Origin of the sequence: Silvanigrella aquatica (assembly GCF_001907975.1) — a bacterium.
GTDB classification, from domain to species: Bacteria; Bdellovibrionota_B; Oligoflexia; order Silvanigrellales; family Silvanigrellaceae; genus Silvanigrella; species Silvanigrella aquatica.
The window spans coordinates 1,835,636-1,857,437 of record NZ_CP017834.1 but is presented as its reverse complement, the minus strand read 5'-3'; the positions used below and the strand labels follow the sequence as shown (position 1 = coordinate 1,857,437).

Sequence of the window (21,802 nt, the reverse complement as noted above, 5' to 3'; positions counted from 1 at the left end):
AAATGGATTTAAGCAGGCTTTATACCTAAGTTCTCAATATTGCTTTCGTCATCTAGTTTTGTTACTTTTGGAATTCCTGGGATGTCGAGATATTTATCTGTTCCCATTTCATAAATTTTAATGGGATCAATGTGTTTGTAGCGATAACTTCTAATTTCACAATAAGCAAGACCATGTAATAAGGGTAAAATATCGTAGAATAAAGTTTCGGGAACAAAAGGTGAAGCATCTTCTTTCATACCTAGAGACATAATTAAATTTCTTGAGCTAATAGTGCGCGGCATGTCAGCTAATTTTTTTGTTACGTTAAGAAGATCGATAGATTTTTTTCTTCCCGCATGTTGAATTTCAAGCTTTTGATTTGTTACTGAAGAAAGAAGATTATTTCTTCTGCCAAGTTCTTCGCGCCAGTCTATCTTTTTTTGTGCTTGACAATAAATGGTACCTTTTAAAAATTCATCTATATTTTTTTCAATAATATGCTTGACAAGTTTTGAATGTAAAATAAATGATTTTGTAAAATAATTTTTGCTTTCATAATTGATAAGTCTGCCATCAAATATTTGCTTTAAATCGAATCCGGCAAAAGAATAATCGGGCAAAGGATACACTGTGTCGACACGATCTGCGATAAGATCTTTTACAATGAGACAATCATCTTTATGCGATTCAACTTGAAATAAAGAATGTCTAAAGTTTCGAAATTGCTCAAACTTAACAATTTCATCTAATGAATAACAACTTTGGCCATTGTAAAGAAAGGTCTCAAAAACGGTTGATCCTGAAAATCCTTCTGACAGTCGATATTCAAAAACAAAAAATTCTTGAAATGAGGACATACGTTGTTCAAAAAAAGGATCATCATCGTTTACTTTTCCAGTTGAAATTGTAAAGAGTTCACGCGCAATTTGTCTTTCTAGCTTAAATTCTGGTTTTAAAGAATATTCAGATAAAATACGTAATATGTCTTGACAATGATGAGCAGGCATAACAATCCTCTTGAACAATCATCTTCTTTAAAGACATAATTTATTTTTGAATAAATTACGCTTTTCCAAATATAATTTCTTCAGTTTCTTTAGAAATAGACTTCAGTACTTTACTGATCTCAAAGACCTCAGTAGCAGCTATAACTGATTTTTCGGCGTTTGATAAGTTATTAATTGCAGAGGAGTCAATTCTTGCCATGGCAGTAGCAATTTGTTTTACACCAATTTCTTGTTCCTTTGTTGCTTCGGTAATTTGTTGCATTTGCGTATTGATGTTGTTTACATCAACTGTAATTTTTTCAAATGTTGTGGCAACCGATTTTGTTTTTTCCTGACCTTCCGATACGCGTTGCACTGTCAAATGTAAAATTTCTTGCACACTGTTTCTGCTTTTTTCGAGAAGTTCTCGAATTTCATTTGAAGACTTTCCACTGGTATTTGCTAAATTTCCCACTTCTTCAGCAACCACAGCAAATCCTTTGCCATATTCACCAGCTCTGGCAGCTTCAATGGATGCATTTAATGATAATAGTTCCGTTTTAGAAACAATTTCATTAATTACCATGGTTTTGCTTTCAATTTGTTTGATAATGGTTTCAATATCAGAAAGTCTTTGGCTGGATTCTTGAATGGACTCCATTGCTGACACCATTCGTGTTACAGCTTCTCCTCCTTCTTTTGTTCCGTTAGCAATAATGTGTGCTAACTCATCGGATTGCTCTGTGAGCTTAGAAGTGCGTGCGATCATGCTTGTTACTTCGGCAATAGCAGCTGCCGTTTCTTGTATGGAATCGGCTTGTGATTTAGAAGAATTTCCAACTTCTTCACTCATTTTTGATAGATTTAAAGATTTTGTTTCCATCTCATTAGATGAATTTAGGAGAGAGGCCGATAATTTTGCTAAGGGAACAGTCATGGAATTTGAAAATAATGTTGCAATGATCATAAGAAATATGAAAATTAAAGCACATATTATGGATATTTCAATAATATAACTTGTTTTTTGCGCCGCAATGTCATCCATATAAACCCCTGTTCCAATAGTCCACTTCCATTCAGTAATAGGAGCGATATAAGATATTTTTGGTAGAAATTCTGATGTTCCAGGTTTTTTTGCGGTATAATAAAAATACTCTCCAGGAGTATTTTTATCAATAATATTATGAAGTCTTTTAAGCATTTCTGGATCAGTTGGTTGAATTTGGTTTTTGTTTTCGGGTCTTGTGGGGTTAACAATTTGTCTTTGATCATAGTCATCAATAAAAATGTAATTTCCATCATCAAAACGAAGGGCTTCGACGTTTTCTGATGCCGCTTCTACAGCTTCGGCGTGAGTTAACTCACCATTTTTTTCTAATTTAATATATTTATAAACAATACCAGCCGCAGATTCCGTAAGAGCTTTTATTTTATTTTGTTTTTCTAAAAGAGAACGGTCGAGTGCGTCATAACATAAGAAAAATAGAACAATAGTAAAAATGACTATAATTAAAACATTCCAGAGGGTCATTTTTTTTCTGATACTAAATTTTTTCAGCATCAATAACTCCTTATGTCATGAACAATAATTGTGTAAAACTAAATAGACTTCTTATTTGATAAGATCTAAGAAGTGTAATTTCCAATTTTTAGATAAATATTTGATGACTTCTTGTGCTTTTACGCTATTTCCTGCACCATCAAGAGGTGGTGAAAAGACCGCAATTGCCATTTTGTTTGGAATGACGGCAAGAATTCCGCCACCGACACCACTTTTTGAGGCGACGCCCACATTTACCCACCATTCACCGCTGGTTTCATAAAGACCATTAACGGACATTTCTGCTACAACATCTTTTACGTATTCTGTTTGTAAAATATTTTTCTTTGTTATGGGATTGGTACCTTGATTTGCTAAAGTAGCACCAATCATAGCCAATTGTTTTGTCGTGATCATGATTGAGCATGCTTTTGTATAGCGATCGAGAGCATCAAGAGGATCTCCTCCCATCATACCGTAAGCATTTAGTAAATCGGATATGGCTTTATTACGCAGATTTGTGGAGGATTCTGATTTGTAAACTGCTTCGCCAAAATAAGGTTTTTTTTCACCACTTTTGCCTTCAGCTAATTGTTGTACGAAATTTAAAGCCTTTTGCCATTTTTCATTGCTATCTTTTCCTTTGACAAAGCTTGTGACTTGAATTGCTCCCGCATTCACCATAGGGTTTTGTATGTGATTTTGAGTGGATTCAAGCGCTTGAATAGAATTAAATTTTTGCCCTGTTGCATTGAGTCCTACTTTAATATTTAATTTTTCTCCATTGTCTTTTAAAGCTAATCCATAAATCAGAGGCTTCGAAATGGATTGAATGGAAAATGTCGTTTCGGCATCGCCAATTGATTCTATTTTTCCATCTACTGTGGCAATAGCAATACTAAATAAGGAGGGGTTTACCTTTGCTAAATCAGGAATATAATCGGCGTTTTTACCCTCTTTAATTCCTTTAAATTTTTGATAGCTTTCGCTAATTCCTTTTTTGATATCTATAGCAGCATCAGCGGCATGAATTGAAAAATTTATTGTCGCAGATATAATTACCAAACTTAAATTCGCTACAAAATTTGATTTTTTCATTAAAATTCCTTTCCCTTTATTTTCAAACAATGATTAAATAGTTTTATGGCTTATTTATTTTAAGGGATTTTTTAATTTTTAAAAAACGTCAAAAAAATGATTGCATTCCTAATATATTTTTTGCTATTTTAGTTATTTTAATTTTTTAAATGGTTTCATGAATAATAAAGAAATGCCTGAAAGTATTAAGGTTACAAAGATATATAAAGTAAAAGAAATAAGACTTACGGAATAAATCAATCCGAAAGCAGCTGAAGCTGCAATTGCAATTGTAAAATAAATAAACGCGGAAAGAGCAGAAGCGATTCCTTTAGACTGCCTTGTGGAATCTAGAATGATGCGCATAAATGGCGCCGAAAGAATACCATAACCGAGGTTAAAAATTGAAATAGATATGATTAAAAGAAGCAAACTTTGTGGATTTAATAATGAGAACAATACGGAAAGGCATGATCCTACAAAAGTGATGGTAAAACCAATAAATAAACAATTCATAGAGGAAAACGATTTTGAAATATAACGTAACAAAAATGTTCCCAAAATAAATGATAAAAAAACAGGAATTTGGATTAAGCCAAATTCTGTCTTATTAAGCCCTAATAAATGAATTAAAATTATGGGAGAACTGGCTATCCAAATCATAATAGCGCCGAAGGAAAAGCCAAAGCTGATGCTGCCAAAGGTAAATTTTCTATTTTTTAAAAGATCTAAATAATTATGAAAAATAAGGTTTAACTTCATTTTTACTGATTTATTTTTAGTGAGAGTTTCTGGCATGGTAAACCACAATCCGACAAGCCCAATAAAGGCAAGAAGAAATGTACTCATAAAAATAAAGCGCCAACCTGCAAATAAAATAACAAGACTTCCTAGGAAGGGGCCTAACATGGGTGCAAATAAAGCAACAGAAGCCATCCAGGATATGACGTGAATGGCTTCTTTTTCATCATAAAGTTCATGAACGCAGGCGTATCCTGCTACACCAATAAAGCAGGGACCCATTCCCTGAAGGATACGAGCAATAAAAAATTCAAGCATATCAGTTGCATACATGCCAAGGACATTTCCTACTAAAACAAGAAATCCCCCTGCAAACATGGTTATCCGGCGACCATACTGATCGGAAAGGGGGCCTACGAGCAGTTGGATTGAAAGAGAACCAAACAGAAAAATAGAAAGTGATAAGGGAATGAGAGCATCGGTATGATTAAATTCTTTAACAACATCAACCAAGGCAGGCAGAATCATGTCATTTGACAAGTAAACTGCAAACTCAAAGAGAACTAAAAAAATAAGAAACAAAATGTGGTGATGTTTTTTTTTCATCATTCTACATCGGAAAGGTTTAGTATCGCCATGAATGCTTCTTGAGGAATTTCGACACTTCCCACTTGCTTCATCCGCTTTTTGCCTTCTTTTTGTTTATCTAGCAACTTTCTTTTACGCGATATATCACCGCCATAACATTTTGCGGTCACATCTTTACGCATGGCGCTTAAGGTTTCACGAGCAATGACCTTGGAGCCAATAGCAGCTTGTAAGGGAACTTCAAATTGTTGTCTTGGAATCACTTCTCTTAATTTTTTAACTAGCAAACGGCCTCTTTCGTAGGAGCTGCTTCTGTGCACAATACAGGAAAGCGCATCGAGAGGATCGCCATTGACAAGGATATCCAGTCGTACCAAATCACTTTCTTTATAGTCATGAAATTCATAATCCATGCTGGCATAACCGCGGGAAATGCTTTTAATGCGATCAAAAAAGTCAAAAACCATCTCATTTAAGGGCAATTCATACTGCAGCATGACACGGCTTTGCGTGAGATATTCCATTTTTGTTTGAATGCCGCGTCGTTCCGCTAAAAGCGCCATGACGCTTCCAAGATGTTCTTGAGGCATATGAAAGGTTGCTTTGACAAGGGGTTCCAAAAATTTGGCAATGTTTGCAGGAGGTGGCAAATTAGCAGGGTTATCAACTCTTAATTCTTCTCCTTTTGTTGTTTGGACAATGTAAACACATGTAGGAGCGGTGAAAATAACATTCATATTATATTCACGTTCTAGACGTTCCTGAATGATTTCCATGTGCAATAAACCTAAAAATCCGCAGCGAAAACCAAAGCCCAAGGCAACGGATGTTTCGGGTTCATAACTTAAAGAACTGTCGTTGAGTGTGAGTTTGGCGAGAGCATCTTTTAAAGCTTCAAATTGGTTTGTTTCCACTGGGAAAATCCCTGCAAAAACCATTTGTTTTGCTTTTTTAAATCCGGGTAGAGGTTCTACAGTCGAATGAGCATGGGAAATGGTGTCGCCAACACGAGAGTCCTTCACATCTTTGACATTGGCAACAATATAACCCACTTCTCCAGCGCTTAAGCTTTCTCTTGGATAAGCTTTGACGCACATAATTCCCACTTTTTGCACTTCAAAGGTTTTGCCCGAGTGCATCATTTTTATTTGATCGCCTATTTTTACAATACCATCTACTACGCGCACAAGAACAATTACTCCTTGATAGGGGTCAAACCAGCTATCAAATATAAGGGCACGAAGATCTTTTTGACGCGTGTCTTCTGGTGCCGGGATAAATTGAATAATGGCTTCTAAAATGTCAGGAACTCCCATCCCTGTTTTGGCGCTGCATTTAATGGCATTCGATGTATCTATGGCGAGTTCTTCTTCAATTTGTAAGCAAACGCGCTCATAATCTGCACTCGGAAGGTCGGCTTTATTTATAACAGGGAGAATTTCAACATTGTTATCTCCCGCTAAGTAAACATTGGCGACGGTTTGTGCTTCTACTCCTTGAGTGGCATCGACAACAAGCAAGGCACCTTCACATGCTGTTAGGCTGCGGCTCACCTCGTATGTGAAGTCAACGTGACCCGGGGTGTCAATAAGATTTAAGGTGTAGATTTTGCCGTCTTTTGCTTTGTAATCTACGGTCGCGGTTTGGGCTTTGATGGTAATGCCTCTTTCGCGCTCCAAGTCCATGCTATCGAGTATTTGAGCTTGTTTATCACGATCGGCAACGGCGCCGGTGAGTTCTAATAAGCGATCGGCGAGAGTGGATTTTCCGTGATCGATATGCGCAATGATACAAAAATTTCTAATTAAATTTGGTTCTGCATTTGCTGTTTTGCTCATTCTTTTCTGCCTTAGTTAAAATAAAGTCTCGATATTGCCGATAGCGCAACCCAAGGGAACATACTTCAAAGTATGTCATTCGCAAGGACTGATATGCGCTTACGATGTGATTACCTATCATTAACAATATTTATCTGTATAATGCTACTTGCATTTTTTATTTCCTGCCAAGCTCCCATGAATTCGGAGGACATTGCGCTTCCTCCTGAGGTGCCTGTTTCTGAGTATGTCACTATACCTGTGAAACGTATTATTTTTAGCTACTATGATCATAAAAAATGGCGGATTGTGACGCAAGAAACGGAATATCAGGATGGAAACCGTATGAAATCATTGTCTTCCATGTGGATATTTGATTTTATGCCCTTAGAAATCATCGTTTTAGACAGTCCTCAAATTCATGAAGATTTCATTTATTCTTTCAATCCGGGAGATTTCATTGTCTTTCGCAAGACGAAAATTTTTCTGCCTTTTCAGGAAGTGGCTTATTCTGAAGAATATGACAACCTGTTACCTTCTTTATGTCAGGCGGGAGAATTTAGAGCCCTTGTACGCGTTGTCAGTCCTTTAAAATTTATAGGTATATCGGATGACGAAGCGGATGGGTTAGAAAGTCAAAATCCGCCACGCCCTTGGTTTTCACAAGGGAATGTAGTATGTTTAAAAATAATTCGATATTAATTTAAATGGCTTCACAAATTTGTAGATAAAAATTTAATTTGTATTTAAATAATACTTAAGTTTTTAGAATTTAGAAAATTAGGGTGTCTAAATGGGATTATTTACTAGAAAGATTTTACGAATATTTATTATTTTTTTATTTATAATGAGTGTTTCAAGTTCTTTTGCAGAAGAATGGAAGGGAGCTTGTGAAAAAAATTATCCTCCCTTTAATTACATTAATAAAAATAAAAAATTAGGAATGGATTATGAAATTATTAACCTTGTTATGAGAAAACTGGGAGTAAAATATTCTGTGCACAATGATTCTTGGGACAAAGTTCATGCACTTTTAAAAGATGAAGAAGTTGATTTCGCATGGCAATTTGTTTCGACTCCGGAAAGACAAAAACTTTTTTATTTAGTGGGACCTATTCGTTATGGTTTACATGCTTTTATGGTTCGAAAAAGCTCTACTATGATAAACTGGCATAAATTATCTGATTTTGACAAAAAAAGAATTGGCATTGTGAGAAAATATAATTATACAACCGAGTTTGATAATTATAAAAATTTTACTAAAGTTGAATTTGCTAATAATAATGATCTTATTATTGGCCTTACAAAAGGATTTGTTGATGCTATTATTGGCGATTTTTATACGTTATCTTTTGAAGCAAGGACAAATAATTATACAAAACAAGTACGATTTTTACCTTCTTCAGTTAAAAAAATTCCAAGATACGTTGCTTTCTCAAAAAAAAATAAAGATAAGTCTATTGCATTTGGTAATGCTTTAAAGACGCTTATTCAGACAGCTGAATATAAAGAAATAATTAAAAAATATAGTGCGCTTTAAATGTTACCTTTTAAATTTAAATATTATTTAAATGCATTTTTCCAGAATCTGATAACATGCGGCCCCGAGCTGTTCTTAAAATAAACCCGCGGTAAACTAAATAAGGCTCATAGACATCTTCTAAAGTGGATTTTTCTTCATTTAATGCAGCTGCAATGGCTTCTAATCCCACAGGACCACCTTGATAACGTTCCTCCATAATTTTAAGAAATTCTCTGTCCATCAGGGAAAGTCCTTCGGAATCGACACCCAGTCTATTAAGGGATTGATTGATTATGTCGCAATCAATTGTTACTTTATTTGAGACCAAAGCAAAATCAAGAACACGTTTTAATAATTGATTGGCAATACGCGGTGTTCCTCGGCATCTTTTAGATAATAAAAGAGCAGCATCTTCTTCAAGATGTGTGTTCATAATTTTAGCACTGCGCAATAAAATTTTAGATAAGGCTGCGGGAGTATAATAATCAAGATGTTCTTGAATACCAAAACGATCTCGTAAGGGAGCAGAAATGGCACCAGCACGGGTGGTCGCACCAATTATGCAAAAGGGGGGGAGATCAAATTTAACTGTGCGCGCGGTAGGTCCTTGGCCAATTAAAATATCGAGTCGCATGTCTTCCATTGCCGAATATAAAATTTCCTCTACATTTGCAGGTAATCTATGAATTTCGTCAATAAATAAAATAGTTTTTGACTCTAAGCTTGCTAATATTCCCATTAAATCGGCTGCCCGTTCTATAACGGGGCCTGATGTGACTTTCATTTGGCAATCCATTGTTTTTGCAATGATGCCTGCTAATGTTGTTTTTCCCAAGCCAGGAGGTCCATGAAATAAACAATGATCTAGCATTTTTCCACGAAGTTTTGCAGCTTGAGTATAGACTTTTAAATTTTCACAGATCCTCTCTTGACCGGGATATTCATCAAAATTTTGTGGCCTTAAATTAATATGAGGTTCTACGGGTTCCTTAGCTAATTCAGGAATGATAATTGAGTTATCAAATTTAGTATGAATACTCGATTCCATAATTTGTTACCTTAATGTTTTTGCAGAATGCGTTCCGATAATTTTGAGAGAGATTCTTTTAATGCGATTTCGATAGATATTTTTTCACCAAGTTGCATTCTTTGTTCAAAGCTGTGAACCACTTCACCATATTGCTTATCTTTGTATCCCAAATTTGACAAGGCGCTTTTTAAATCTTCGATAATTTGTTTGCGAATCAGTTTCTGTTCCATTTTGTGGGATACGTTTTGATTATCCATGATAGACGCCGCTAAATTTGATGAAATTTTAGTTTTTTGAATTTCTACATCATCTTTTTTGCGTGCCATTAATTTTTGCATTTTTGTTTTAAGTTCTAAAATAAGTCGTTCTGCCGTTTTAGGGCCAACACCAGGAATAGCAGTTAATTTTACAATTTGTCCACTTGTTATAATCTCACATAAATCATAACCATCTACTGGTCCTAGAAGCGCAAGTGCGGCTTTGGGGCCAACTCCCGAAACACTTGTCAATTCTTGAAATACTTTTTTATCAAATGATGAAGTAAAACCAAAGAGTCGGATGGAATCTTCGCGAACATAAGTTAAGATGCTGAGAGACACTTCTTGTTTTAAAGCAGGAAGTTGGCATAGAGTTGTCGCGGGGACTTCCACTTCATAACCAACTCCATTGACGTCGACAAGAATATATTCAGGCGATTTTTCAGCTAAAATTCCGCGTAGTGATCCCATCATAAACTTGTTCCTTTATAATTTAATTTTGCATTTTTGAACTTTAAAAAATACAAAACAAAATGTGAATGAGGATAAACTGCATTTGATTTTTATTTTATCGCTTAACATTTGAAATGAAAAGTTTTATAAATACCAATGACGAAAAAATGTTTCTATATAAAACATTTTTTTGGTTATTTATTTTGCTTAATGTCAATTGTCAATATAAAAATTCTTTATTGTATTCTAGACAAAATTTTAGAATTCGTGTTCGCTGCCTTTGAAGTCATTTAACTTAGGCCGTTTCTCAATTTGGAGAATTATGATGCGTGATATTTTGCTCGGCGAATTTTTAGGTTGTGCCTTTTTAATTTTATTTGGTGGTGGAGTTGTTGCAAATAATCTTTTAACCAAATCCAAAGGAAATAATGTAGGTTGGTTAGCAATTAGTGCAGGTTGGGGATTTGCGGTCATGGGTGGTGTGTTTGTTGCAAAATCAGCAGGCTCAATTCAGGCAGATTTAAACCCTGCTGTTACTTTAGCGAAATTTTTATTAGGCGGAATTTATTCTGTATCCGAAATTTTTCCTATCATGTTTGCTCAAATCACAGGATGCTTTCTTGGCGCTATTCTAGTGTGGTTAACTTATTTACCTCACTGGAAAGAAACTGAAGATCCTTCTTTAAAGCTGGCTGTTTTTTCGACAGGCCCCGCGATTCGACATTCTCCCTCAAATTTGATGGCGGAAGTCATTGGTACAACTATTTTAGTCTTTGGAATTGGAGCTATATTTGGAAAAGCTACTAATAATGGTGAAATTTCTCCGGCCATGGGTCCCTATTTAGTTGGTCTTCTTGTCTGGGCCATTGGACTTTCTCTTGGTGGTGCTACGGGTTATGCTATTAATCCTGCGCGTGATTTAGGGCCTCGCATTGCACATGCCTTGTTACCTATTGCAGGTAAAGGAAAATCAGATTGGAAATATTCTTGGATTCCTGTTTTAGGCCCTGTTATGGGTGGAGTTTTAGGCGCTTTTTTGTGTAAAATGTTTCTTTAAATAGAAGTAATAAAAAATTAATATCATTATTAATAATATAGCTCAAGATAAAATTCATTTAATTATTAATATATAATTCAAATTGCATAATGTGAAATTTAATTCATCAAAATTTTATTTAAAATATATAAATATGTTTGCAATTTTTTTCATGTTAAAATTTTGAACTGTCAATTATGGTATACATTTTTGGTAGTTTAAATATTATCACATTATTTATTTATTCTTATTATATAATATAATCTTAATTGAAATATGAAATTCAGAAAATTAATCTTAAAAAATAATAAGGAGATTTTTTTGTGGTATAGGGCGAAATTGTGGATATTTTTTCACATAGTCGCAATTTTAGTATTAATATTAGGATGCAATTACAACCCACTCGGAGGGAATAACTCTCATGTCGAGCAGGGTAATGCTCCTTTTTTAAGTACGCCGGCACCTTTTTTAATTAATGGAATTTTAGCAACTAGTAATGTTGTTTATTTAACTTGGAACACCTCCTTGAAAGCGGATGATTATACCGTTGTTTATGGAACTTCATCAGGAAATTATACGAATACAGCTGCAAATTGTGCCGCTTTCCAAGGGAATTCATGTACAATATCGAATTTAGTCAATGGAACACCTTATTATTTTAATGTCATTGCAAGAAATTTATTTGGTACTACGCAAGCATCCAATGAAGTTACTGTGACTCCAAATATTTTTACCATTATTGTAAAACCCAGTTCAGGAACAGCTTTAATTGTGTGGCCCGATATTGGTGGAGGGTTGGCAAGTACGAATTATACATTGCAATATGGAACTTCGCCCACAACAATTTCAAATTCTATATCTGGTATCAGCAGTCCTTATTTATTAACAGGTTTAACAGATGGTTTAACCTATTATTTTCAAATTATTGCAAGCAGTCCAGCGGGCACAGCATTAAGTAACATAGTTTCTGCTTTGGTTATTAGCCCACCACAAGCGCCGACTTTTGTAGGTACTCCCGGTGTGGCATCGTCAGGAATCACATTAAATTGGAATGCGGCAACGGGTTCAGGAACAATTCGATACACATTGTATCATAGTGCAAACCAAACGGGTCCTTTTGATTCTATTCCCACTTGTGCAAATTTAAGCGTGTTAACTTGTTTGGATCCGCGATCAAATTTAATAGGGGGACAAGTCTATTATTATTATGTTATTGCAACAAATGAAGGTGGAAACTCGCCTCAATCTTCACCTGCTTCCGCATTGTCTTATCCCTCGGTTCCGGGAGGATTGAGCGTAACAGCGGCGACCTCTGCGAGTAACATGCTGAGTTGGCAGCCTTCACTTGGCAATGGAAATGTGACTTATACAATTTATCGATCGACTTTGACTCCTGTTTCCTTAGCAGCAGGTAACATTGTAGGCAGTGTGACTTCTACGCCAACAACACCTCTTTTTAATTATACCGATAGCAGTTCTTTTATTGAAAATACAAATTACTATTATACAGTAACTGCAAGTAATTTAAGTGGAACATCTGTAAATTCTGATACCGTAAATATTATTTCTGCATTATCTACTGTGCCATCAAGTTTAAATGCTTCATCAATTTCATCAAATGGATTATCATTAGGTTGGACTTTTGCGCCCGCAGGTTCAGCGCCTGTGACTTTTAATGTTTATAGATCAAATAGTGCAATAACAACTTGGAATGATCCTGTTTGTTCGAATTGTAGCAATCCTTTTGTCGATTCCGGTTTATCAGAAAATACAAATTATTATTATATGGTCGAAGCAATCAATCAAAGACCTAATGCCGTTTCAGTGCAGTCAATTACTTATTCAGCAACAACGGCACTTTTTTATGCTCCTCAATTATATTCCGCAAGTACATTATCATCAAGTTCCATTTCTTTAAATTGGACAGCGGTTAATGGTAATGGAACAGTAACTTACGATGTATACCGTTCAACTTCGGGAAATACAGGTACATTTACAACAAAAATAAACACTTTACCATTAACTTCAACCTCATTAACAGATACGGGTTTATCAGAAAATACGACATACTGGTATATAATTAAAGCAAATAATTATACGCCAGCAAATATTTTAGTATCAACACTAAGTTCAAGTTCCATAAGTGCAACAACATTTATTAATACAGCATCAACTATAACGACAACGGCGACAACTGTTACTTCTAACTCAATGACTTTTAGTTGGTCTGCTGCATTAAATAATACCGCTGGTGTTTATTATGCAATTTTTCGTTCCACAGATGGTGTTTCTTATACACAGATTAATAATTCTATTATAACGACAACAAGTTATACGGATTCGGGTCTTACAGAAAATTCAAATTATTATTACAAGGTTTATTCCTACAATGGAGTTAAGGGGCAGCCCTTAATAATTTCGGCAGCTCAAATGTTTACCACGCAAATTGTGACTGCTCCCACATTAGTAATAGATTCTGTTTCCACGAATTCAGTTAACTTACAGTGGAATAAATCCATTGGAAATGCTTCTGTTTCTTATAATGTTTATCGTTCTTTAGCATCTAATGTGAGTTCATCGAGTACAGTGATTTGTACAAACTTAGTTTCGTCAGTAAATTCGTGTTTAGATACAAATTCAGTTAGTGCAAGTCAAACTTATTATTATATTGTTACAGCAAAAAATTCAGTAAATACAGTTGTTTCTTTAAGTATTTCTGTAGTTACTTTACCAAATATTCCATCTGTACCTACGGTAACAGCAGTGGACGGAAACGTAACAATTATTTGGCCACAAAGTGCATCTCCAGGAAACGCTTCGTTAATTAAATATGTCGTCAGTCGGTCGCGCACGATAGGTGGAATTTACACTACCGTGAGCAATTGCGATAATATCAGCGATAATAATGGAGGAATTTGTATAGATAGCGGAGTTGCCGTTGATGGTTTTCCGTATTATTACACAGTTTCTGCATCCACACAGGTCGGGCAAGTTGTCACGCCGAGTACAGCCGTCTCCATAACTCCTATTATTCCTATTTCCAATATTAGTACATTGATATCAGGAACAACTGCAACAATAACTTGGACAGGGGGAACAACAGCAGCTGTAGGAACAACGATTAATGTTTATTATTCTCAAACTCAAGGAGCGCCTGTAAGTGGCAAGAGTGTTGCATGTTCTAACGTAACAACAACTTGTAGCTTTACGGGTGTACTAGGAAATAACTATTATTTTACAATGCAAGCTAATAATAATTTAACAGGAATTGCAAAAACAACTTCATATGAATTTTTAGGTGTTTTTCATCCTGTTACCGATTTAATCACCGCCACAGCGGGCACAGGTCGTGTTACTTTAAGTTGGCTTCCTGTAGTAAATGCAACTTCTTATTCTATTTATTTTGGTACATCTCCAAATCCCTTTTCCACAGGAAGTGTTGGGTGTACAGTTTCGCCTATAAATCCAGATCCCACAACTTATTCTTGTATTATTTCAGGATTAACAAATGGCACGCAGTATTATTTTGATATTTTTATTACAAAATCTGTAGGGGGGAATTTTATAGGAACTGATGTTACTGCAACACCCATTGGCAGTTTTGATTTTTCAGTGAGTCCAGTTGATACTCAAAGTGCTACTCTTTCTTTAATACCACCTTTAGGTGCTGTTACTTTAAATATTGCTTATGGTTCCAGTTCAAATAATTATACAACAAAGACAATTACCATTCCTGCAACTACGACATTTCCATATACCATCACGGGCTTGTCAGCAGGGGCAACCTACTACTTTATGGTTACAGCATTGAGCGCGGCTAGTAGCGTAAATGCAAATAGTGAACAATTATTGGTAATGTATATTGGAGCTCCAACGGGTTTAGCAGTATCAAATATCACATCAAGTTCGATGCTTTTATCATGGAATATTATTACAGGAAACCCAACGGCAACATATAATTTATATAGTTCAACTCAAGATAATTTAACTGCATGCGATACGAATACGTCATTAGTACCCATTTGTTCCGTGCTTTCAACGGCTTCTCCTAATTCGAGCTGTGCTGTGAATAGTTTACTCGAAAATACAAATTATTATTATGTTGCTGCTGCTGCGAATGCAAATGGAAAGTTATCAACGTGTTCTGCCTCAAAAATGGCTGTGACTCAATTGGCTACAGTTCCTACTTTAAGTGCTGCAAATGTGACTTCAAACTCCATTGATATTAATTGGCCGCAATCTTCTGGAAATGGCACTGTCAATTATTCACTCTATTATGCGACGAGTCTTCCTTTAGGAAGCAGTTCATTTACTAATTTAAATATTTCACCTACGGTGCAATACAGTTATTCCCATAAAAATTTAAGTGAAAATACGATTTATTATTATTATTTAAGTGCAAGTAATTTATCTCCATCAACAGTTACTACGGCAAATAATTCTTTAGCCTTTTCTGCTACGACGGATATTGTAACACCACCCACATTGGCAGCAACTGTTGGAAGTCATTCAACTATTAACTTATCTTGGGTGCGATCCGCATTATGGGGGGCTGGAGCGGTTAATTATTCTTTATATAGATCTCTAACAGGAGCAGATGGAAGTTGGACTTCGGCAATTACAACTATTACAAATTCTACTAGCAGTCCTGTTACTTATCAAGATACGGGTTTGTCAGAAAATACTATTTATTTTTATAAATTAGTTTCTAATAATGGAAATAAAGCAAATTTAACTTCATTCACAAGTGCAACAACTCAATTAAACACAAGCCCTACTTTTTCAACTCTAAATACTTCTACAGATGTTACAGAAAGTACTATAAAATTGTCATGGAATCCACCTGCGAGTTGGGGAAGTAATTTATCAAATATTAAATATACCCTTTATTATGCTGAGGGCAATGCAGCGCCTTATACTTGGAATATTGTAAATACAACTCCTACAGCAGCAACAACATTAACTGTAAATACATTAACGCAAAATACAATTTATTCTTTTCAGGTGCGTGCGACTAATGATAATATTAATTATGTATCCTCAACTCCTTTATCAGTAACCACAGATTTGTCTTTGACGCCCACCTTCAATTTAACTTTTGGAACTGTAACAGCAAATTCTGTTGTTTTAAATTGGGCGCCGAATCCTGCGCCTGGAGTGGGTGGCAGTACCGTTACGTATAATGTGTATCGATCGACTACCGGTGCCGTCAATACATGGCTTCCTGTCTCTAATTGTACAAATACGAATATTTATACTTGTACAGATTTAGCTGGTTTAATTGAAAATACACAATATTTTTATAAAGTAACAGCTAATAATGGGGGAGCAACAACACTCGTTGCAACAAATAATGTAACAACTTTATTAGCAACTGTTCCAATTTTGAATTTAAGTTCGATAAGTCCAGTTACGGCAACAAGTGCTACGCTTACGTGGAGCGCTGCTAATGGAAATCAGACAGTGACTTATAAAGTTTATCGTAGTACTTCCTTACCAGTCAGTACGGCGGGAGCATTCATTCATACAACCACGGATCCAAGTCAAAACACTTATACCGATTCTGCTTTAACAGCTGGTAGCAATTATTATTATGTAGTTACAATAAATAATTCAAAAAACACATTAACCTCACTTCCACTCTCGATTGTTACCTTACCAGCCCAGGCAAATACTCCCAATGTTTCGGCAGTAGGCGGAGCTGTGGCAATAACTTGGAATCAAAATACAGGTACAGCCGCCTTTAGTTACTTAGTGCAAAGATCGACGACAATTGGAACGGGTTATGAAACTGTCGGGACTTGTGCTTCAGTATCAGGAACAGGTTCTACATTAACCTGCTCGGATGTTGTTACAGTAGTGGATGGAGTGACGACATATTATTACACAATAACGGCAATGGCGAATGGTGCCATGGGAGTCGCAAGTGCGGCTGCTAGTGTAAAGCCTATTTTGCCTGTAGATATTTCTTCAATTAATGCATCAAGTACAGCAACGGCAATAAATATATCTTGGACAAATACTACGGGAGCATCATCTTATGTTGTAAAAGCATCTACAACTCAAATGGGATCTGCAACGGGTACAGCGACAACGTGCACGTCGAGCGGTTGTTCCTTAACAGTAGGTAATAGTCCTATTGGTGCTTTAAATACAACGACATATTTTACAATTATTGCGTCAAATGGATCCAATGCAACTTCTTTTTCACAAGAGTTTTCAGTGACTCCCATTCCTGCGCCTGTATTAAGTGTTACGGTAACAAACTCTCAAGAATTAACTGTGAATTGGTCCGTCATTGCAAATGCGACGGATTATAAAATTTATTATTCAACGACACAAGGTCAAGCCCTAAGTGGGGGTGTATTTAAAGACTGTTTACTTGTAACATCATGCGCTATTCAAAACCTAACAAGTGGTACAACATATTATTTTGCTTTAGTGGCAACACGTAGTAGTGGAGGCAATTTACAGAGTACTGAATATACAGGCATTCCCATTCAAAGTTTTTCACTTTTTTCAGTGCTTCAAAATGCAGTAAATAATACAACTGTATTAGATGTGAAATGGAATACAACATTAGGGGCGACAACTTATGTGATTGCTTATGGAACAACATCTACAAGCATTAATTTAGGAAATACTGAAGTCACTGCTATAACTGGATCTTCAACTCAAACCAGTTCGATAAGTTTACTAGCTCCTGGTACCTTATATTATATTAAAGTGACTGCTAAAAATGCGAATGGTACGTTAGCTGCAAATGCTGTTTTTTCGAATGTGACATATCCCGTTGCGCCAAAGTCATTAAATGCATCAGGGGTTAATTATAACTCAGCAACATTAAATTGGCAAAATAACTATAATAATGTGAATTTAACCTATGTTGTTTATCGTTCAACTACAAATAATTTTACAATTTCTTCTTCAACGGTTCAGGCATGTAATGCATCTTCTTCCTCTACATCACTTACAATTCTTTCTTGTATAGACAATAGTTCAAATAGCAGTGACAGCAGTTCTCTAACAGAGAATACACTATATTATTATAGAATTGTTACTATGCTAAATAATGTTACAATAAATTCAGGTTTAGCAACATCAAGTGGTTCATTGTCTTCTGCTCCATCGGCTGTTTATTCATTTACGTCCGCATTAAACCCGAGCGATACGATAACTCTTCAAAGTATAAATTCAACAGATACAACTGCTGATATAACTTGGACTTATGATGTGGGTACAGAGAATTTAAATTATGTGGTGTATCAGTCTACCTCTACAAATCCAATCACATCTGGAAAAATAATTACTTGTGGAACGGGTTCAACAACATTTCCTTCTTCCCCTTCAACAACAAATGTTTGTAATGTATCTGGTTTATCGCAAAATTCAATTTATTATTTTGCAATAGTAGCAACAAATAATGCTCCTTCAGATTCGGTATCTGTTACTTTAGATAATATCTCTGTTACTACGCAACTGACATTGATAAAACCTGCATTTACAGTGTCAATTTCTTCTATAAGTGACACATCTGTAAAATTATCTTGGCAATTTAATATTGGGAATCAAAATGTCAATTTTACTATTATGCAAGGGATTAATCCTGTAAATATATCACAATTAGGAGGAGATTGTTCTTTAAGTGATGCGGCTCCTTCATTGGTAACTCAAACCTGTACGATAAATAGTTTAACTCAAAATACAAAATATAGCTTTCAGATTAAAGCAAATACGATTGCTGTTTCTTCATATTCTTATTCTAATACAGTCAATCCAACTACTCAATTTACAGCGGCAACAAGTGGTTTATTAAGTTCTATATCAGCTACAAAAATTACGGATACTGCTATAACTTTGAGTTGGAGTTTTGCAATTGGGGGAAATTATATAGGAAATGCACCAGTTACTTTTTCAGTAAATTTTACAGGCTCAAATTCTCCTGTGAATGGTTGTAGTGGTTTATCAACTACATCACCTACGACTGCTTTAAGTTGTACAGTAACTGGACTCACTCAAAATACAACTTATTCTTTTACAATAAGCGCCTCTAATACAGCGCCATCAACGCTTACATATTCACCCGTTTCTTTTACGACAAACTTTAATTCTGGTAACAATGTTACATTACAGACTGTAGTGTCTTCTGGGCCGCAAGTGACATTAACATTTAGTGCAAATTATGGATCTGCAAATATTATTTATAGTATAACTCAAAATAATACGATTATCACTCCTTCATGTAATTCATCAACTGCGCTCACGACAGGAGTTCCTCCAACAACAACAGTTATTTGTATTATTAATGGATTAACTGAAAATTCAAATTTTAATTATACGGTAACAGCAACTAATTTAAATAATTCTAATATAACCTCTGCGACGGCTAGTTTAATAACAAATCCGATTACAGCACCTATAATTTCATCGATAACTCTAGCTACGACAACCTCTTTGACAATTTCTTGGAATAGTTATTCTTATGGAGATAATAAAAATATTATATTTAATGTATATGCCGCTTTATCTCCAACTATACCGACAACATCTTCCTCTTTATTTTGTACTGTAACTTCTACAGCAGTCAGTCTTAAAACTTCATGCGCAGGTCCCTCTTCGGGTGGAATTTCGCTTACATTGGGTAATACATATAATTTTATTGTGGTTGCAACAAATCAATCGGGAGATACTGCGGCAAGCACAGGCGTTTCTTTAACAAGTAATTCAATGTCGTTTTTATTTAATTATCCTCAAATAATTAATTCTCCAACGGGAAATCCAACTCTCACAAATACGGGGGGAGCAGTGGGAACTTCTGTTACTTATACGGGAACGCTAGGAAATTGGAATGATTCTAGTAATTGTACTTATCAGTTTTATTCTAATAATAATCCAATAACTGCTGCCAGTGGAACAATAACATCAAGTTCAATACCTCCCACTTACGTAACAACAAATTCTTGTCAAATTATATCTTTCAGTGTGACGTGTAAAAATTTATTATCTCCAACTCTCAGTGGCACAACAGTATTTAATAAACCAGCCTCTACAAATGTCATAAATGGGGTTGATACAAATGCAATATTTTCTAATTATTATGGTAGGGTTGGATCATATGTAAATACAAATTGGTCTACACAATTTCTTGGTTTTTTAAATTCACTTCTTAATAATGGAATTCCTTTACCAGATTATATGTATGCGATGCGCAATACACAAAACGCAACTTCAGGAACCGCATTGTATGACTTATATTGTTCTGAACATAATGCGGCTGGTGTCAATTTCGCTTTTTCGGATGCGAGAGGTATTAAAAATCCAATTACAACATCTCCTATCGCTTCGGTTTCTTCTGTATTTACTTCGGGAAATCCATCTTCAATTGTTGCAATTACAAGAACTCCGGCAACAAATTCCTCACTTAATGGTGTTTCAAATTATTTTGGATATAATAATTCGGCAAATTCTGTTTACTTAAATCCCAGTTATATTAATGTCACTCCGAACGTTCTCTCTTGTTCCTTAGTTGCTGGAATGAATGATTTTTGGGGAGTTTCATTAGGGAGTAATTCATTTAATTATTTATTAAATTCATGTAACACATCAAATAGTAGTAATACAACTTTAAATGGTAACTGGAATATTGGCAAATATTCAGGAACAAATAGTGATGGTTTAAATGAATATATGGCTTTTGCCGCTGCGTGGACATCAACAGCTTTAACGCAAACTCAATTAAATCAAGTAAAGCAAGCATATTATCCGACTTTAGGTCAAGGTCTTCAAACTTATTTATATTCAGCGAGTTGGGATAGAAGTACCCTACAACGATGTGTTATTGACACTGTAACAGGGGCTTTAGGAATATGTAAACAAATGTCTTTAAGTGGACTGAATAGCCCTTCTACTGCAATTATTAATTATAACACTACAAATAATAGCTACACAATGTATATTGCAAACTTTGTTAGCAGTAATATAGTTAAATGTCCTGTGGATCTTACAAATGGTTCAATAGGAACCTGCACAACAGCTGTATCTTCACCCTCTATTACAAACCCACATGGGCTCAGTATTTTTAATGGAAATGCTTATGTAATGGGCTATAATGGTCCTGTTAAAATGTATCAATGTCCTTTGAATTCAACTACGGGCGCATTTGGAACTTGTAATTCAATTACTATAGCAAATAATGGATTACAAGGTTCTTTTATTTATCCAACAGGGTCTACTAATTATCTTTATAATGTGACATCAGGAGGTATTGTTTGGGACTGTCCTATTGCGGCAAATGGTACTTTAAGCACTTGCACAAGAACAGGAACGACTGATGCTACAGGTACCGGAGGAAATTATGTTACTTTATCAAATTCTCGAAGTATTTATATTATTAATTTAAACGGAACAAATTATGGTTATATTTCAGATTCTACTACAAATACGGTAATTAAATGTACTGTAAATAGCAGTGGCTATTTTACACTATGTGCAACGGCGCAAACTGGATTTAATAATGCGAGAGGTATTGCAATTTATATTAGCACAAATGGCAATATTAATCTTTACGTAGCTAATAGGTCAGCAAATACAATATCGGTTTGTCCTATTACGGCTTCAAATGGTAATATTGGAACGTGTAGTGTTACTAATGGCTCTTCTGCAGGGTTTGATTTTCCTGAATCATTATTTATACAAAACTATTAAAATTGAGCCAAAAATACAAAGTCGATCATGAGTATAAATAAAGTCATTTTTTTTAAATAATAGAAACAA

11 protein-coding genes are annotated in these 21,802 nt (G+C 35.2%); 4 read left to right on the top strand and 7 right to left on the bottom strand.

The window, feature by feature from the left end:
* Nucleotides 1-8: 8 nt before the first annotated feature.
* From AXG55_RS07650 to lepA, 5 genes are all read right to left on the bottom strand, one after another.
* Complete coding sequence (locus AXG55_RS07650; RefSeq protein ID WP_148697535.1) at nucleotides 9-989, bottom strand: DUF7986 domain-containing protein; 981 nt, start codon at nucleotides 987-989, stop codon at nucleotides 9-11.
* A 55-nt stretch (nucleotides 990-1,044) separates the two neighbouring features.
* A complete protein-coding gene (locus AXG55_RS07645; protein WP_148697534.1) occupies nucleotides 1,045-2,529 on the bottom strand; it encodes a methyl-accepting chemotaxis protein in 1,485 nt (494 codons plus the stop codon).
* A 51-nt stretch (nucleotides 2,530-2,580) separates the two neighbouring features.
* Nucleotides 2,581-3,606: a glutaminase A gene (gene glsA / locus AXG55_RS07640; RefSeq protein ID WP_148697533.1), complete on the bottom strand. Its 1,026-nt coding sequence runs from the start codon at nucleotides 3,604-3,606 to the stop codon at nucleotides 2,581-2,583.
* A gap of 132 nt (nucleotides 3,607-3,738) precedes the next feature.
* Entirely contained in the window at nucleotides 3,739-4,932 is a 1,194-nt protein-coding gene (locus tag AXG55_RS07635; RefSeq protein ID WP_272866923.1) for an MFS transporter, read from the bottom strand.
* Entirely contained in the window at nucleotides 4,932-6,752 is a 1,821-nt protein-coding gene (lepA, locus tag AXG55_RS07630; protein WP_148697531.1) for a translation elongation factor 4, read from the bottom strand. Before lepA ends, AXG55_RS07635 begins: the two co-directional genes overlap by 1 nt.
* Before the next feature lie 93 nt (nucleotides 6,753-6,845).
* Between lepA and AXG55_RS07625 the strand changes: the two genes are divergently transcribed.
* Both AXG55_RS07625 and AXG55_RS07620 read left to right on the top strand, forming a co-directional pair.
* On the top strand, nucleotides 6,846-7,433 hold the full coding sequence (locus AXG55_RS07625; RefSeq protein ID WP_148697530.1) for a hypothetical protein: 588 nt from the start codon (nucleotides 6,846-6,848) through the stop codon (nucleotides 7,431-7,433).
* 91 nt (nucleotides 7,434-7,524) lie between these two features.
* The gene (locus tag AXG55_RS07620) at nucleotides 7,525-8,271 is read left to right on the top strand and encodes a substrate-binding periplasmic protein (RefSeq protein ID WP_148697529.1); all 747 of its coding nucleotides are present in this window, start codon (nucleotides 7,525-7,527) and stop codon (nucleotides 8,269-8,271) included.
* Nucleotides 8,272-8,287: 16 nt separating this feature from the next.
* On the opposite strand, the gene ruvB is transcribed toward AXG55_RS07620, so the two are convergent.
* Nucleotides 8,288-9,301, bottom strand: a complete 1,014-nt coding sequence (ruvB, locus tag AXG55_RS07615) for a Holliday junction branch migration DNA helicase RuvB (protein ID WP_148697528.1) — start codon at nucleotides 9,299-9,301, stop codon at nucleotides 8,288-8,290.
* Between the two features lie 11 nt (nucleotides 9,302-9,312).
* Complete coding sequence (ruvA, locus tag AXG55_RS07610; RefSeq protein WP_148697527.1) at nucleotides 9,313-10,014, bottom strand: Holliday junction branch migration protein RuvA; 702 nt, start codon at nucleotides 10,012-10,014, stop codon at nucleotides 9,313-9,315.
* A 301-nt stretch (nucleotides 10,015-10,315) separates the two neighbouring features.
* Between ruvA and AXG55_RS07605 the strand changes: the two genes are divergently transcribed.
* Entirely contained in the window at nucleotides 10,316-11,050 is a 735-nt protein-coding gene (locus tag AXG55_RS07605; RefSeq protein WP_233231077.1) for an MIP/aquaporin family protein, read from the top strand.
* Nucleotides 11,051-11,350: 300 nt separating this feature from the next.
* Nucleotides 11,351-21,733, top strand: a complete 10,383-nt coding sequence (locus tag AXG55_RS07600; RefSeq protein ID WP_233231076.1) for a fibronectin type III domain-containing protein — start codon at nucleotides 11,351-11,353, stop codon at nucleotides 21,731-21,733.
* The last annotated feature ends 69 nt before the right edge of the window (nucleotides 21,734-21,802 follow it).